Raw genomic sequence first — 14,893 nt, 5'->3', positions numbered from 1 at the left:
CGCGCCTGAAGGGGATTTTTCCACGGCGTGGCGTGTTTATACTCAAACCTCTCCTTGCGTTGAGTACCTGCCATGCGCCAGCTCCTGCTTCCCATCGTCGCCCTGTTGCTCAGCGCCTGCGCTTCGACCCCCCTGCCGCCGGTCGACCCGCATCAGGCCTGGGTCGATTTCGCTACGCCAACGCCGGGAGCCAAGCTGGTGATGGCGCAGCGCCTGGATGGTAAGAACCTGCCGGACGGACGCTACTTCCAGGTTTCACCGGGCAGTCACGAGTTGATGGTGCGCTTTGATTTCGAGGTGCCGACCGGCGGCAGCCTCAATGGCTTTGGGCAAACGGCCGACCGCACCTGTTTCATCACGCTGCAGTACGACCATTTCGAGGCTGGCCAACGCTATCGCCTGGAAGGGCGCTCATTGGCCTTCACGCCGAATATCCGGTTGTATAACGCCGCTCGCCAATTGCTGGCGGAAGAACGCAGCGTCAACTGTCTCTGATCAGTCGTTGTTCTTCTGATAGATGATGGCTTTGGTACCGTTCTCACAGCTGCCGACGACCATGGCGACGTCGTGCTTGTCAGCCTCTTCCTTGCTGACAATTTCCAAGGTGTAGGACGGAACCGCGTTCGCCTGGATCTTGACCTCAATCTCTTTCCTGAGCTCTTCGCAGTCTTTTGGTGCGGCCACAGCCGATGTGGCCAACACACCGCAAATGATCGCCAAAGCAAAACGTTTCATGTGTGAAGCTCCCTGAATGCATGCGCACGGGTGTGCGCCTAAGGCTGCATAGGCTATAGGACCACATTCGGGAAACACGAGTTCTGATTTAACGCAGAACAAAATGTGGGAGGGGGCTGGCCCCCTCCCACAGTGGACCTGCGGTGTCAGCTGACCAGCGTGGCATCCAGGCTGATCTTCGCATTCAGCACCTTGGACACCGGGCACCCTTCCTTAGCCTTCTTGCTCAATTCATCGAACTGCGCCTGGCTGGCACCCGGGATCTTGGCCTTGAGCACCAAGTGCACGGCGGTGATTGCGAAGCCGCCATCGACCTGGTCCAAGGTCACTTCGGCCTGGGTGTCGATGCTGTCAGCCTTGAGCCCGGCGTCGCCGAGAATCATGGAAAAGGCCATGGAGAAACAGCCGGCGTGGGCCGCGCCAATCAGTTCTTCAGGATTGGTACCCTTGCCGCCTTCGAAACGGGCCTTGAAGCCGTAGGGCGCTTCGCGCAGCACGCCGGTTTCGGTGGAAATGGAGCCCAGGCCAGTCTTCAGATCACCTTCCCAATGCGCGGATGCCTTTTTAACGATACTCATAGCTTTCTCCTCGAACGGTGGTTTTGCGTCGGTAAGGTTCTGAGGATAGACGCGCCGGCAAAGTTCAGTTGTAAGAGAAACCTAGCGATTAAGTAGGAAATTTCATTGCCGCTATTGAATCTCGGGTATATGCCCTCATTGCATAGAGCATGCACATGAAGCGGCAGGTTTTGGTTCGTCTAGGAAGCCTGCGCCCCCATTGGAGAAGCAGGCTTATGAAATCGCTGTCCGACGTAAAGTTTTCGACCCTCGACCTGGTGCCGGTGCGCGCCAACGGCAGCCCGGCGCAGTCGCTGCGCAATTCCCTGGATTTGGCCCAGCATGTGGAAAAGTTCGGCTACAACCGTTTCTGGGTGGCGGAACACCACAATATGGATGGCATCGCCAGCTCGGCCACCTCGGTATTGCTGGGCTACCTGGCCGGCGGTACCTCGACGATTCGCGTCGGCTCCGGCGGCGTGATGCTGCCCAACCATGCACCGCTGGTGATCGCAGAGCAGTTCGGCACCCTGGAAAGCCTCTACCCAGGGCGTATCGACCTGGGCCTGGGCCGCGCGCCCGGCTCCGACCAGATGACCGCCCGCGCCCTGCGCCGTGAACGCTCCGGCAGTGCGGATGACTTCCCGGAAGACGTGGCCGAACTGATGGCCTACCTCGGCCCACGCACACCGGACCAACGGGTGATTGCGGTGCCCGGCACCGGCACCAACGTACCGGTATGGCTGCTGGGTTCCAGCCTGTTCAGCGCGCAACTGGCGGGCGAACGCGGTTTGCCCTACGCCTTCGCCTCCCATTTCGCACCGCGTTTGATGCACGAGGCGATTCGCGTGTACCGCAACCACTTCAAGCCCTCGGCCGTGCTGGACAAGCCTTACGTGATGCTCGGCATTCCCTTGGTTGCCGCCGACACCGATGAACAGGCCGACTACCTGGCCACCTCGGTGTACCAGCGCATCCTTGCCTTGATGCGCGGGCAAAGCCTGGTGCAGCGCCCACCCGTGAAAACCATGGACGGCCTGTGGCTGCCCCATGAAAAAGACGCCGTCGGCAGTTTCCTCGGACTGGCAATGGTGGGCAGCCCGGCTAAGATCCGCGCCAAGCTGGAAGTGCTGATCGAACAGACCGGCGCCGATGAATTGATCTTCACCTGCGACCTGTACGAGCACGCTGATCGGATTCATTCCTACGAGCTGCTGGCGCAGTTGATGAAGGGCTAACCCCCCAGGCGAAAAAAAAACCGACGCACCTGTGGCTAGGGAGCTTGCTCCCTAGCCACAGGTGCGTCGGCTTCAAGCCTGCCACACGGGATTAACCGCGCTTGTAGACGATTTCCTTGGTACCACCTTCACAGGTGCCAACCACTTTAGCGTCGGTCGAGGCGCCTTTATCCACGACTTCCAGCGAATAACCCGAAGCGCCCTTGGCGTCGATTTTCGCTGCAATTTCACTTTTCAGCTCTTCACAAGGCTTGCCCGCCGCCAGGGCCGTGCCCGCAATGCTCAACAAACCTACCGCTAACAGGAACTTCTTCATCCGTCACTTTCCTTGCGCTGATTGAAACGAGCGTGCCGACGCTGCAGGCATCGGCACCCATTGTTTGTAGCGCAGGTTATGGCAATCGGCCAGCCGGCAAGTTCAACCGACGCGATCAACTACTGGCAATTCGGAACCCCACCTTGAGCGTGACCTGGTAGTGGGCAACCTTGCCATCCTTGATATGACCACGGGTCTCCGTCACCTCAAACCACTCCAAATGCTTGATGCTCTTGTTGGCTTCGGCCAGGGCATTGTTGATTGCGTCTTCGATGCTGGTGGTGGATGAACCTACCAATTCGACTTTCTTGTAGGTGTGATGATCAGACATGGTGTTTCTCCTGAGGGTCGTCAATAAAGCCTAGCAGTCATTGTTCATACTGCTTCTGGCGACCGTTCCTACCCGAAAGTTCAGATTTACTGCACTTTCTGAAACCGCTGGAGTCGGTATCTACACACGCCACTCAATCACTTCAGGAGAATCCACATGGCCAACACTTCTTTACGCAAAGCGTCGCTGGAAAGCATGGAAGCCGAGATTTCGAGCCTGCTCAAGTCCCTTGAGAGCCTCAAGGACGATGCGTCGGATGAGTCGCGCAAAACCCTGAAGGCCCTGAAAAGCAATGCCGAGAATGCCCTCAAGCACTCCCGTCACCTGATCAGCGATGCCTACGAAGAAAGCAAAGTCAAAATCCGCGAAACCGGTGTTGCTACCCGGGATTACGCACAAGAGCACCCATGGACCACCGCCGGCGTCGCCGTTGGCGCACTGGGCCTGCTGGCCGCTTACCTGCTGTGCAAACGCGGTGACTGATTGACCGGCTACACAGGCTGGCGCGCCAGCTCAGCCTTGAGCCAGTGCGCCAACTGACCCGCGCGCCCGTCTGCGGCGCGCTTGGGTAGCCACAACGCCAGGTGCGCCGGGGTTTCACTGAAACCCCACGGCGCCACCAGGCGACCTGCGCGCAGGTCCTCTGCTACCAGCGGTTCTGGCGCAATCGCCACACCCAACCCTGCAACCGCCGCCTCCAGCAAATAATACAAATGCTCAAAACCCTGGCCGTGTTTCAACGCGCCGGGCTCGATGCCGTGCCGTTGCGCCCAACTGGGCCAGGCTTGCGGACGGGACGTGGTGTGCAATAAAGCTTCGCCACACAAGGCGTGCGGCGGCGCCTGGCGCAGGCGCTCATAGCCGGCAAAACGCGGGCTCATCACCGGGCCGATACGCTCGCTCGCCAGCTCATACACCTGCATATCCGCCGGCCACGGCGGTTCGGCGAAGACCAGCAGGGCGTCGAGGCCGGGGCGTCGAGGGTCGAGGTCGCCGTCGCCTGCCGACAGGTGCAGGCGCAGGTCCGGCAGGTCGGCATTCAAGCGGCCCAGGCGCGGGATCAACCAGCGCGCCAGCAGACTGCCTGAGCAGCCGAGCACGAAAGGTGCGTCGGCGCTGGCCTGGGTGAGTTCGGCGCACACGTCCCGCAAGCGCTCGAACGCCTCGGCGCTGGCATCTCGCAACCGCACACCTGCATCTGTGAGTTTAAGGCCGCGCCCGTCCTTGATGAACAGGCTGACACCCAAATGCTCCTCCAGCACTTTCAACTGACGGCTGACCGCACCGTGGGTCACGTGTAATTGCTCGGCAGCCTGGCTGACGCTGTTGAGGCGGGCAGTGGCTTCAAATGCGCGCAGGGCATTGAGGGGCGGGAGGTCGCGGCTCATCTGTGAGTTTTCCTGACAGGTTGCAGCGATCTTATCGGTTTTCAGCGCCGGATGTGAGGGGTAGAGTGGCCGTCATTGCTTCCCATACAGAATTCCTACCTGGAGCGTCCCATGACTCAGTCCCAGACCGATCTGCGCAACGGCCCTGACGCCAACGGCCTGTTTGGCGCGTTCGGCGGCCGCTACGTCGCCGAAACCCTGATGCCGTTGATCCTCGACCTGGCCCGCGAATACGAAGCGGCCAAGATCGATCCGGCGTTCAACGAAGAATTGGCCTACTTCCAGCGCGACTACGTCGGCCGCCCCAGCCCGCTGTATTTCGCCGAGCGCCTGACCGAGTTCTGCGGCGGCGCCAAGATCTACCTCAAGCGCGAAGAGCTGAACCACACCGGCGCGCACAAGATCAACAACTGCATCGGCCAGATCCTGCTGGCGCGGCGCATGGGCAAGAAACGCATCATCGCCGAGACCGGCGCCGGTATGCACGGCGTAGCCACGGCCACCGTGGCCGCGCGTTTCGGCCTGCAGTGCGTGATCTACATGGGCACCACCGACATCGAGCGCCAACAGGCCAACGTGTTCCGCATGAAGCTTTTGGGTGCTGAAGTGATCCCGGTGGTCGCCGGCACCGGCACCCTCAAGGACGCCATGAACGAAGCCCTGCGCGACTGGGTGACCAACGTCGACGACACCTTCTACCTGATCGGCACCGTGGCCGGCCCGCACCCGTACCCGGCGATGGTGCGCGACTTCCAGGCCGTGATCGGCAAGGAAACCCGCACCCAGCTGCAAGCCCAGGAAGGCCGCCTGCCGGACAGCCTGGTGGCATGCATCGGCGGCGGCTCCAACGCCATGGGCCTGTTCCACCCATTCCTGGACGACACCAGCGTCGAGATCATCGGCGTTGAAGCGGCCGGCCACGGCATCGAGACCGGCAAGCACGCCGCCAGCCTCAACGGCGGCGTACCGGGCGTGCTGCACGGCAACCGTACCTTCCTGCTGCAGGACGACGACGGCCAGATCATCGACGCCCACTCGATTTCCGCCGGCCTCGACTACCCAGGCATCGGCCCGGAACACGCCTGGTTGCACGATATCGGCCGTGTCCAGTACACCTCGGTGACTGACGATGAAGCCCTGGATGCCTTCCACAAATGCTGCCGCCTGGAAGGGATCATTCCTGCCCTGGAAAGCGCCCATGCCCTGGCCGAAGTGTTCAAGCGCGCACCGACCCTGCCGAAGGATCACCTGATGGTGGTCAACCTGTCCGGCCGGGGCGACAAAGACATGCAGACCGTGATGCACCACATGGAACAGTCTCAGCAGGAGAAACACTAAATGAGCCGCCTGCAAACCCGCTTTGCGCAACTCAAGGAACAAAACCACGCCGCCCTGGTGACCTTCGTCACGGCCGGTGACCCGGGTTATGACACCTCGCTGGCGATCCTCAAGGGCTTGCCCGCTGCGGGCGCCGATGTGATCGAGTTGGGCATGCCCTTCACCGACCCGATGGCCGACGGCCCGGCCATCCAACTGGCCAACATCCGCGCGCTGGAAGCCAAGCAGAACCTGCTGAAAACCCTGCAGATGGTGCGTGAGTTCCGCAAGGACAACAACGATACCCCGCTGGTGTTGATGGGCTACTTCAACCCGATCCACAAATACGGTGTGCCTAAGTTCATCGCTGACGCCAAAGAGGCCGGCGTCGACGGCCTGATCGTGGTCGACATGCCGCCAGAACATAACAGCGAGCTGTGCGACCCGGCCCAGGCTGCAGGTATCGACTTTATCCGCCTGACCACGCCGACCACCGATGACGTGCGCCTGCCGACCGTGCTCAACGGCAGTTCCGGGTTTGTGTACTACGTATCCGTGGCCGGTGTGACCGGCGCCGGCGCTGCGACCCTGGAACACGTCGAGGAAGCCGTGACCCGCCTGCGTCGGCATACCGACCTGCCGATCAGCATCGGTTTTGGTATCCGCACACCGGAACAGGCGGCCGCCATCGCGCGCCTGGCCGATGGTGTGGTGGTGGGCTCGGCCCTGATCGATCACATCGCCAATGCCAGTAACGATCAACAAGCAATCGATGGCGTATTGAGCCTGTGCGCGGCACTGTCGGAAGGTGTGCGCAACGCCCGTAAGTAAGCGCCATGTAGCCAGAGGTAAAGTTCCTGATACAGAGGAATCAACGCGCGCAATCACGGCCTAAACAGCAAGACCAAGGGATTTCGAACCGCGTTCGAGATCCCTTTTTTGTATGTGTGCCCTGAGGAATACCCGATGAAAATGCCTAAATCCGTGATTGCAGGTCTTGGTGTGCTGGTGCTTGGCGCCAGCGCCCTGGTGCAAGCCGCGCCGCCTGACCAGCGGGGTGACGACCGTGGCGGCCCGCAAGGCCAGCACGAGCAACGTGGCGACGACCATCGCGGCCCGCAGGACAACCGTCGCGGAGGCCCGCCCCAGGACTTCGGCCCGGTACGCCAGATCATTCACGACAACCACGGCCAGTTCTCCCGTGGCGCACCGCCACCGCCGAATGTGCGCCTGGTGCGCGGCCAACCCCTGCCGCGCGGCTACTACGGCGAGCGCCTGGACAACCGTGCGCTGGCGCGCCTGCCGGTGTACCCGGGTTATGAGTGGCGCCGTTCGGGGCCGGATGTGGTGTTGATCGCGGTGGGTACCGGTATCGTCTATGAAATTCTGGACGGCGTGCTGAACTGATCCGGGCTTTTTCCATATAGGCTAGGCTTGAGGGGGAATACCCCCCTCAACACACTTCGTGCCTATTGCCGTCTAACCACCTCTGCAAGTCACGCCTTCTTGCGTTGCCGGTCGTTAAGTTAGCTGCATCAGAAGTCATTATCGTCTCCCAGGAGTCCATCATGGCATTTGATCTCATCACCCCCTCGGACCGTCGTCATTCCACGTTGCAAAAGGGTTTCAACCTGCGCTGGCCATTGGGCAACGTCCAGGGCGAGTCTTCACCCAACGGCGCCAGCCAGATCTACCTCTGCCACAACCCACAAGACATCATCGACGCAGCCGCCCAGGCCCTGGCTGTGCCCAATGGCCGTATCACGGTGCGCAGCGGCGGGCATTGCTATGAAGGATTTGTCTCTAACAAGATGCCGGATGCGCCAGGCGAGGTGTTGTCGATCCTGGACATCGGCCAGATGAACCAATTGGCCTACGACCCCAACGGCCTGATCAGCTCAGTGCTGGTACCCGCTTCGCCCCATCGCTATGCATTCCGCCTGGAGCCCGGCTGCCAGAACTGGGACACCAGCGTCGCGCTGTACAAATTGGCAGGTAAGGCGCTGCCCAGTGGATCCTGCTATTCGGTGGGACTGGGCGGGCATATCTGCGGCGGCGGCTATGGGTTGTTGTCGCGTAAATACGGGCTGGTCTGCGACTGGCTGGACGGCGTCGACCTGCTGGTCGCCAATGGACCCGGCCCGGGCCTTGAACCTGTCCATGTGTCCCGTAACAGCCTCGACACCGATGAGCTGGACCTGTTCGCCGCCTGTTGCGGCGCCGGTGGTGGGCAGTTCGGCATCATCACCAGTTACTATTTCAAGACGCTGCCGCCAGCCCCGGAGGAAGTGCTCTGGCTGCCATTGGAATGGGACTGGTCAGACCTCTCACGCGCCGCCCTCGAACGTTTGCTGCACGCCTATCAAAACTGGTTCGTGGATCATCAGGCCGACCCGGCAACCTGGGGCCTGGCCACCAAACTGGAGATGCGCCACCTCAATACCGGCAACGTGACCCTGGGCATCCACTACGTCGACAAGGACGGGAAGCTCGATGACCTGGCGCCTTTCGACGACTTTGTCAGCAGCATGCAGGCCGCGGTGGGTGTCGGTGCGACGGAGTCGCTCCTGCCGTTCCACGTCGTGCATCAGCCACGTGGCGGGCAAAAGGGCCGCTGGGTCGACTCCCTGCAGAGTGCCCATGAGGCCGCCAGGCGTTTGGACTGGTTGTACGCCACCCAATCGCTCAACGGTTCCGGCGACAATCAGCGCGGGCGGTATAAATCGGCGTATCAGAAAGGCGGGTTTACACAGCGCGTGCTGGACGCGATCTGGACGACGCTGACCTTGCCGGACGCCGAGCAATACCTGACCCAAAGCCTGATCCAGATCCAGTCGTTCGGCGGGCGCATCAACCAGATGGACGGCCCGATCCTGGCGCAGACGTCAGCCGCGCAACGCTCCTCGTACCTCAAATGGCAACCGCAGTGTTACTGGCACGCCGACGATGACGCCATCGACCGCGCCCATGCCGACTGGATCCGCGGCCTCTATTACGCTGCATTCACCAACGGTGCTCCCAATGACCCGGAGTTCGAGGGCTGCTACATCAACTACCCCGACCTGGACATGACCCACCTCGGTGGCAATCCCGCGAACCCCAGGAACCCTCTGTGGTATGGAATTTTCTTCCCCAACACGATCATCGAGAACCGCCTGCGCCGAACCAAGCAACGCTGGGATCCTTCGAATGTGTTCCGTAACGAAATGTCGGTGCCCTGAGCCCGGCCAACGGGCGGCCCGCAGGCCGCCCACGGCTTACAGCTCGATCCGCTCGACCTTGCCCACCAGCAGCACATAGGAGAGTGCGCCCAACAGCGCCAGCACGGCGATGTAGGTGATCGCCGGCGCAAACGAATCGCCACTGGCCAGGAAACCGATGACGATCGGCGTGGCAATCGCCGCCAGGTTGCCGATGAAGTTGAACACCCCGCCGGTCAGTCCCAGCAGACGTGCCGGGGCAAGGGTCGAGACCAGCGACCAGGTGATCGAGGCCAGGCCATTACCGAAGAACGCCAGGGCGAGGAAGGCGATGACCAACGGTGTCGATTCGACGAAGTTGGCGCCAATGATCGCCGTCGAGATCAACAGGCCGCTGATGATCGGCAACTTGCGGGCAAACCCCACCGAAGCGCCACGGCGGATCAGCCAGTCGGAAAACAACCCCGAACACAACACGCCGACGAAAGCCGCGAGGAAGGGCAGTGACGCGAGCATGCCGGACTTGATGAAGTCCATGCCGCGGTATTTCACCAGGTAGGTCGGGAACCAGGTCAGGAAGAACCACAACGTGGAGTTCAGGCAGAACTGCCCCAGGTAGATACCCCACAACTTGCGCTTGCTCAGGACAATGCCCAGGTCGACCCAACTGAAGGGCGCCTTGCTCTTGCTCGCTTGTGCGCTCAAGTCCACCAGCCCGCCACCTTCGCGGATCAACTCGATTTCAGCGGCGTTGACGCCTTTGAAGTCCCGAGGCTCGCGATACAGGGCATACCAGATCGCCGCCCACAGAATGCCCACGCCACCGGTCACGACAAATACCATGTGCCAGCCGTAATGGTGCTGCAACCAGGCCAGGACCGGCGTCAGGAACGCCAGCCCGACAAACTGCCCGGAGGTGTAGAAGCCAATGGCCGTGGCGCGCTCACGCTCGGGGAACCAGCTGGTGACCACGCGACTGTTGATGGGGTAAGCCGGTGCTTCCAGGGCACCCACCGCCATGCGTAGCACAAACAGCGCAATGAAGCTGGCGGCAAAACCGAGCATCACGGTGGCGATGGACCACAGCAACAGGGCGGCGGTGTAGAGGATACGCGGCGGCACCCGGTCCACCAGCCAGCCGCCGGGGATCTGCATGGCGGCGTACGTCCAGCCGAACGCGGAGAAAATCAGCCCGACATGTACCGGGTCGATACCCAGTTCGCTGGTCAGCGCCGGGGCGGCAATCGACAGGTTGCTGCGGTCGAGGTAGTTGATCACCACGGTGATAAACAGCAGCACCATGATGAAGTAGCGCTTTCGGGTAGGCGTGACTAAAGAAGCCTGCCCGCTCAAGGATTCAGGTTGCATGGTAGGTGCCTCTTCTTATATTTGTTGAGGAAGGGACTTCTGCAGAAACCGGATCAACATGTGGGAGGGGGCAAGCCCTCTCCCACATGTTTGACCGTGTTCTTTCAGGCAGACATCACCACTCGGCAAAGCTGCCGTCGGCGTGGCGCCAGATCGGGTTGCGCCAGCGGTGGCCGATGGCTGCGCGTTCGATCACGTATTCCTCATTAATCTCGATCCCCAGGCCCGGCCCGTTGGGGATCTTCACAAAGCCCTGGTCATAGTCGAATACGCCCGGGTCGCGCACGTAGTCGAGCAGGTCGTTGCTCTCGTTGTAGTGAATGCCCAGGCTTTGCTCCTGGATAAACGCGTTGTAGCAAACCGCATCCAGTTGCAGGCACGCCGCCAACGCAATCGGGCCCAGCGGGCAGTGCAGGGCCAGGGCCACGTCGTAGGCTTCGGCCATGTTGGCGATCTTGCGGGTTTCGGTGATACCGCCCGCATGGGAAGCGTCCGGCTGGATGATGTCGACGTAGCCTTCGCTGAGCACGCGCTTGAAGTCCCAGCGCGAGAACAGGCGCTCGCCCAGGGCAATCGGGGTGCTGGTCAGGGGCGCCAGTTCCTTGAGGGCTTCGTAGTTTTCGCTGAGCACCGGCTCTTCGATAAACATCAGTTTGTACGGGTCGAGTTCTTTCATCAGCACCTTGGCCATGGGCTTGTGCACACGGCCATGGAAGTCGACGCCGATGCCGACGTTAGGGCCGACCGCATCGCGCACGGCCGCGACGTTGGCCAGGGCCAGGTCGACTTTTTCGAAGCTGTCGACGAACTGCAACTCTTCGGTGCCGTTCATTTTCACCGCGGTAAAGCCACGGGCTACGGCCTCTTTGGCGGCGCGGGCGGTGTCGGCCGGGCGGTCGCCACCGATCCAGGAGTACACGCGGATCTTGTCGCGTACCTGGCCACCCAACAGATCGCTGACCGATACGCCCAGGGCCTTGCCCTTGATGTCCCACAGCGCCTGGTCGATGCCGGCGAGGGCGCTCATGTGCACGGCGCCGCCACGGTAGAAGCCGCCGCGGTAGAGCACGGTCCAGATATCTTCGATATTGCGTGGGTCCTTGCCGATCAGGTAGTCGGACAGTTCCTCGACCGCCGCAGCCACGGTGTGAGCGCGGCCTTCGACTACGGGCTCACCCCAGCCGGTCACGCCCTGGTCGGTCTCGACCTTGAGGAAGCACCAGCGCGGCGGGACGATAAAGGTCGTCAGTTTGGTGATTTTCATCTGTTATCTCTCTTATAGATGCAGCGCCAGGGGCGCGGAACTTGATCTCAGCTCAGGGCTTTCCAGGCGGCGACATAAGCCTGGGCGCGGCTCGCTACCTGATCCACTGTCATACCCGGTTTGAACAACCCGGAACCCAGCCCGAACCCCTTGGCGCCGGCGTCGATAAACACCTGCATGTTGTCCGGGGTAATGCCGCCCACCGGCAGCAGCAACGTGCCTGCCGGCAATACCGCCAGCCACGCCTTGATCACAGAGGGGCCCATTTGCTCGGCCGGGAACAGCTTCAACACGTCGGCGCCTTCGTCCAGCGCGGCGAACGCTTCGGTGGGCGTGGCCACACCCGGCGACAGGTACAGGCCAGCGGCCTTGGCAGCGCGCAGGACCTTGGCATCGCTGTGGGGCATGACGATCACTTGGCCACCGGCAGCTTTCACCTGCTCGACCTGCGCAGGCGTCAACACCGTACCGGCGCCGATCAGGCAATCGGCGGGCAGGCTGTCGCGCAGGATGCGGATGCTGGTGTAAGGGTCCGGCGAGTTGAGCGGGACTTCGATCACGCGAAAGCCGGCGTCATACAGCACCTGGCCGACCGCCTGGGCTTCGTCCGGGCGCACACCGCGCAGGATTGCGATCAAACCGTTTTGTGCCAGTGCTTGCTTGAGCATGTCAGGCCTCCGTTGCAGGTTGAGTGAGCCCGGCGGCCACTGCCAGTTGCCACAGGCCGCGCTCGGTCGCTTCCTGCGCCAGGCTGACGTGGGCGAAACCGCAGAGGGCGAGGGCGCGTTGGTAGCGCACGCAAAGCGGGCCGGCGCCCACCAGGATGATGGGGACGAGCCGCGCACTGGCTGGCAGACCGGCCAGTTCATGGCCGATCAGCAGGCCGGACAGGTAATCGGGCTGCTGCTCAGGGGTAAGTTCGGCAGTCAGCCCAAGGGTGCGCGCACTGAACAGGGTCGACAGCACGCCGCGCTGACCCTCTTTCGACAGCGCCACTTGAACGCCGCGGTCGAAAGCCTCGGCCTGGAACTGCGCGGATACCTTTTGCGTACGTCCCAGCAGGCTGTGCTTGCTCAGCACCGCGAACAGTTCACCGGTCATGAAGGTATCGAAGTGGGTGATGCAACCTTCCACCACCTCGACCCATTTGGAATGGCTGCCGGGCAGGCCGATCAACATTTCACCGTTGGCCGAGAGGCTTTGCAGCACACCCAGCACCTGGGTTTCTTCACCGCGCATCACATTGGGCAAACCGACCTGCTCGATCACGCCGGGCACGATATGCACATCGACGCCGCGCAGGCTGCGCACCGTGTGCAACGCCTGGCCCAGGCTGGCGACGTCGACCGGCGTATTGCGATATGCGGCCTCGCTCCAGCCCTGGGCGCTGCCGACCATGCCGCAGGCGATCACTGGAAGATGGGGTTGGGCCTCGAGCCAGTCGCCGCATGCCGCATCGAACGCCAACTCGAAGCCATCGCTGCAGTGCACACCGCCGATGACCCGGGGCTCACTGGGCAAATGCATGATGCCCGACGCCAGCGAGCGCTGTTCCAGCACGACGCCTGCGGGCCCGAGTTTATAAGCACGAAGGGAGCTGGTCCCCCAATCGAGCGCGATCAATTGCGCCTGCATCGCTTCACCTGAAATGAGTGGGTGCTGAAAAAAGCAGATGGGCGAATATAAACCTATGGCCGGCAATATCTCAATATATAAATAACAGTCCCATATAGTGAGACGAAACAAGATAAATCCTACAACTTCCTCGCCTTTTACTGCGGGAAGAAGCGGGTTTTATCTGATAAAGAGAGGTTAAAAAACCGACAGATCCAGCTCGCGCATCGCACCCATCCAGATCGCGTGATCGGTGTGATCCTTCAGCTCATCGCCGGTTTCGGGGTGCAGGAACACCACCAGCCCATTGCGATGCAGCGCCAGCCACGGCAGCACCACGCCAATGTATTCGGCATCGAACGCCAGCTGGCAGCTCCAGTCCGGGTGCGGGCCTACGGGCCGTTCATGCACACGGCCCATGCGCAGCGGGAACAGTTTCGCGCCGTCTTCACATAGGGTGCGCGCCTGGTCGATGGTGCTGGCGTCAAAGTAGATATGGGCGTGGTAGCCCTTGATACGTTGCATGACGGACTCCGGATCCAATGTGCGGCAAATCCTAGACCGCAATCGACGGCAGGGCCAGTCCGGTCAGGGACTGCGCGCTGCTGGCCTGTTCTGCCTGCAACCAGTCGACGAAACGTTCGACCAACTGCCCACGCCGCTTGCGCTGGGGCTGCACCACGTAATAGCCAAAGCGCGAAACCACCGTGTTGCCGATCGGTCGGCACAACCAGTTCTGTTCCAGCAGGTTATCCACCAAATGGCGCCAGCCGATCGCCACCCCTTGGCCGGCAATCGCTGCCTGGATCAATAAAGTGTAGTTGTCGAATCGCAGCTGGCCGGGCGTGGGCGCGGCGGTGATACCCAGCTCGCGAAATACGCCACTCCAGTCGAACCACTGACTGTTGTTTTCCTGGCGCAGGTGCAGCAACGGGTAGTCGGGCAAGGTATGCACAGTCAAAGGACTGGCCTGCTCCTTGAGCCATTGCGGGCTGCACACCGGGAATACCTCCTCGTTGAACAACCACAGGCTGTCGCCCTGCTTGAAACGGCCATCGCCAAACAGCACCGCCACGTCGATGTCGCTGCGCAGTGTCGCGTGGTTGCGCTCGCTGGTTACCAGGCTCACGTCTACCTGGGGGTTGGCGGCGTGGAAGCGATGCAGGCGCGGCATCAGCCAGTAGGCGGCGAACGCAAAGTCTGTGGCCACTTGCAGCACTTCGTGCTGGTCCTGCTGGGTGATCACACTGAGGCCCTGGTTGATGCTCTGCAAACCGCCTTGCACATGCTCGAACAGCAGGGCGCCGGCGTCGGTCAGTTCGATGCCCCGATAGATGCGATCAAACAGGCGGATCGTCAGTTGTTCTTCAAGGCGCTTGATCTGCTGGCTGATCGCCGGCTGAGTGGTGCCCAGCTCCATCGCCGCGGCGGTAAAGCTGCGATGGCGCGCGGCCGCCTCGAATGCGCGTAGCAGGTCGAGGGACAGGTCTCCAAGGGCTTCATACATAAGCTGTGCTTATCCTAGACATTGCTCGTCATGGGCTTTACCCCATTTTCCATGGGCT

The 14,893-nt window shown here is 61.6% G+C and carries 18 protein-coding genes; 7 read left to right on the top strand and 11 right to left on the bottom strand.

Annotated features, from left to right (window positions below; genetic code table 11):
* The first annotated feature begins 72 nt into the window (after positions 1 to 72).
* Positions 73 to 495 (top strand): PA0061/PA0062 family lipoprotein, encoded by a 423-nt coding sequence (locus B9N88_RS16230; protein WP_027608130.1) that lies wholly within the window; start codon positions 73 to 75, stop codon positions 493 to 495.
* Here the strand turns inward: B9N88_RS16230 and B9N88_RS16225 are convergent, their stop codons facing one another.
* The gene (locus tag B9N88_RS16225) at positions 496 to 735 is read right to left on the bottom strand and encodes a DUF1161 domain-containing protein (RefSeq protein WP_017734725.1); all 240 of its coding nucleotides are present in this window, start codon (positions 733 to 735) and stop codon (positions 496 to 498) included.
* Between the two features lie 146 nt (positions 736 to 881).
* Positions 882 to 1,313, bottom strand: coding sequence for an OsmC family protein (locus B9N88_RS16220; RefSeq protein ID WP_027608131.1), 432 nt, complete (start codon positions 1,311 to 1,313; stop codon positions 882 to 884).
* A 215-nt stretch (positions 1,314 to 1,528) separates the two neighbouring features.
* On the opposite strand from B9N88_RS16220, the gene B9N88_RS16215 reads away from it, so the two are divergent.
* Positions 1,529 to 2,530 (top strand): LLM class flavin-dependent oxidoreductase, encoded by a 1,002-nt coding sequence (locus B9N88_RS16215; protein WP_021491416.1) that lies wholly within the window; start codon positions 1,529 to 1,531, stop codon positions 2,528 to 2,530.
* Positions 2,531 to 2,621: 91 nt separating this feature from the next.
* Here B9N88_RS16215 and B9N88_RS16210 read toward each other — a convergent pair whose 3' ends face one another.
* Together B9N88_RS16210 and B9N88_RS16205 are read right to left on the bottom strand one after the other, a co-directional pair.
* Positions 2,622 to 2,846, bottom strand: coding sequence for a DUF1161 domain-containing protein (locus B9N88_RS16210; protein WP_005783407.1), 225 nt, complete (start codon positions 2,844 to 2,846; stop codon positions 2,622 to 2,624).
* 115 nt (positions 2,847 to 2,961) lie between these two features.
* Positions 2,962 to 3,177 carry a dodecin gene (locus B9N88_RS16205; RefSeq protein ID WP_027608132.1) on the bottom strand — a complete coding sequence of 72 codons (216 nt, stop codon included), beginning with the start codon at positions 3,175 to 3,177 and terminating at the stop codon, positions 2,962 to 2,964.
* 156 nt (positions 3,178 to 3,333) lie between these two features.
* Here B9N88_RS16205 and B9N88_RS16200 point away from each other — a divergent pair, with 156 nt between their 5' ends.
* A complete protein-coding gene (locus B9N88_RS16200) occupies positions 3,334 to 3,660 on the top strand; it encodes an ElaB/YgaM/YqjD family protein (protein ID WP_003170746.1) in 327 nt (108 codons plus the stop codon).
* An 8-nt stretch (positions 3,661 to 3,668) separates the two neighbouring features.
* On the opposite strand, the gene B9N88_RS16195 is transcribed toward B9N88_RS16200, so the two are convergent.
* Positions 3,669 to 4,565, bottom strand: a complete 897-nt coding sequence (locus B9N88_RS16195) for a LysR family transcriptional regulator (RefSeq protein ID WP_027608133.1) — start codon at positions 4,563 to 4,565, stop codon at positions 3,669 to 3,671.
* A gap of 111 nt (positions 4,566 to 4,676) precedes the next feature.
* Here B9N88_RS16195 and trpB point away from each other — a divergent pair, with 111 nt between their 5' ends.
* The 4 genes from trpB (at position 4,677) to B9N88_RS16175 (ending at position 9,103) form a co-directional block, all read left to right on the top strand.
* Entirely contained in the window at positions 4,677 to 5,903 is a 1,227-nt protein-coding gene (trpB, locus tag B9N88_RS16190) for a tryptophan synthase subunit beta (RefSeq protein WP_027608134.1), read from the top strand.
* Positions 5,904 to 6,713 (top strand): tryptophan synthase subunit alpha, encoded by an 810-nt coding sequence (gene trpA / locus B9N88_RS16185; RefSeq protein WP_027608135.1) that lies wholly within the window; start codon positions 5,904 to 5,906, stop codon positions 6,711 to 6,713.
* Positions 6,714 to 6,848: 135 nt separating this feature from the next.
* On the top strand, positions 6,849 to 7,289 hold the full coding sequence (locus B9N88_RS16180) for an anti-virulence regulator CigR family protein (protein WP_027608136.1): 441 nt from the start codon (positions 6,849 to 6,851) through the stop codon (positions 7,287 to 7,289).
* A gap of 161 nt (positions 7,290 to 7,450) precedes the next feature.
* Positions 7,451 to 9,103, top strand: a complete 1,653-nt coding sequence (locus tag B9N88_RS16175; RefSeq protein WP_027608137.1) for an FAD-binding oxidoreductase — start codon at positions 7,451 to 7,453, stop codon at positions 9,101 to 9,103.
* A gap of 36 nt (positions 9,104 to 9,139) precedes the next feature.
* Here B9N88_RS16175 and B9N88_RS16170 read toward each other — a convergent pair whose 3' ends face one another.
* From B9N88_RS16170 to B9N88_RS16145, 6 genes are all read right to left on the bottom strand, one after another.
* Positions 9,140 to 10,450 (bottom strand): MFS transporter, encoded by a 1,311-nt coding sequence (locus B9N88_RS16170; RefSeq protein WP_027608138.1) that lies wholly within the window; start codon positions 10,448 to 10,450, stop codon positions 9,140 to 9,142.
* 115 nt (positions 10,451 to 10,565) lie between these two features.
* Positions 10,566 to 11,714: a galactonate dehydratase gene (gene dgoD / locus B9N88_RS16165; RefSeq protein WP_003170741.1), complete on the bottom strand. Its 1,149-nt coding sequence runs from the start codon at positions 11,712 to 11,714 to the stop codon at positions 10,566 to 10,568.
* Between the two features lie 47 nt (positions 11,715 to 11,761).
* Complete coding sequence (locus B9N88_RS16160) at positions 11,762 to 12,382, bottom strand: 2-dehydro-3-deoxy-6-phosphogalactonate aldolase (protein ID WP_027608139.1); 621 nt, start codon at positions 12,380 to 12,382, stop codon at positions 11,762 to 11,764.
* A gap of 1 nt (position 12,383) precedes the next feature.
* Positions 12,384 to 13,349 (bottom strand): 2-dehydro-3-deoxygalactonokinase, encoded by a 966-nt coding sequence (locus B9N88_RS16155; RefSeq protein WP_027608140.1) that lies wholly within the window; start codon positions 13,347 to 13,349, stop codon positions 12,384 to 12,386.
* Between the two features lie 177 nt (positions 13,350 to 13,526).
* The gene (locus tag B9N88_RS16150; protein ID WP_027608141.1) at positions 13,527 to 13,853 is read right to left on the bottom strand and encodes a DOPA 4,5-dioxygenase family protein; all 327 of its coding nucleotides are present in this window, start codon (positions 13,851 to 13,853) and stop codon (positions 13,527 to 13,529) included.
* 31 nt (positions 13,854 to 13,884) lie between these two features.
* Positions 13,885 to 14,835: a choline sulfate utilization transcriptional regulator gene (locus B9N88_RS16145; protein WP_027608142.1), complete on the bottom strand. Its 951-nt coding sequence runs from the start codon at positions 14,833 to 14,835 to the stop codon at positions 13,885 to 13,887.
* Between the last annotated feature and the right edge of the window lie 58 nt (positions 14,836 to 14,893).

Source organism: Pseudomonas sp. LAMO17WK12:I1 (genome assembly GCF_900177315.1).
GTDB lineage: Bacteria > Pseudomonadota > Gammaproteobacteria > Pseudomonadales > Pseudomonadaceae > Aquipseudomonas > Aquipseudomonas marginalis.
Note: the sequence above shows the minus strand (reverse complement) of the source record. Positions and strands in the feature narration are given on the sequence as shown.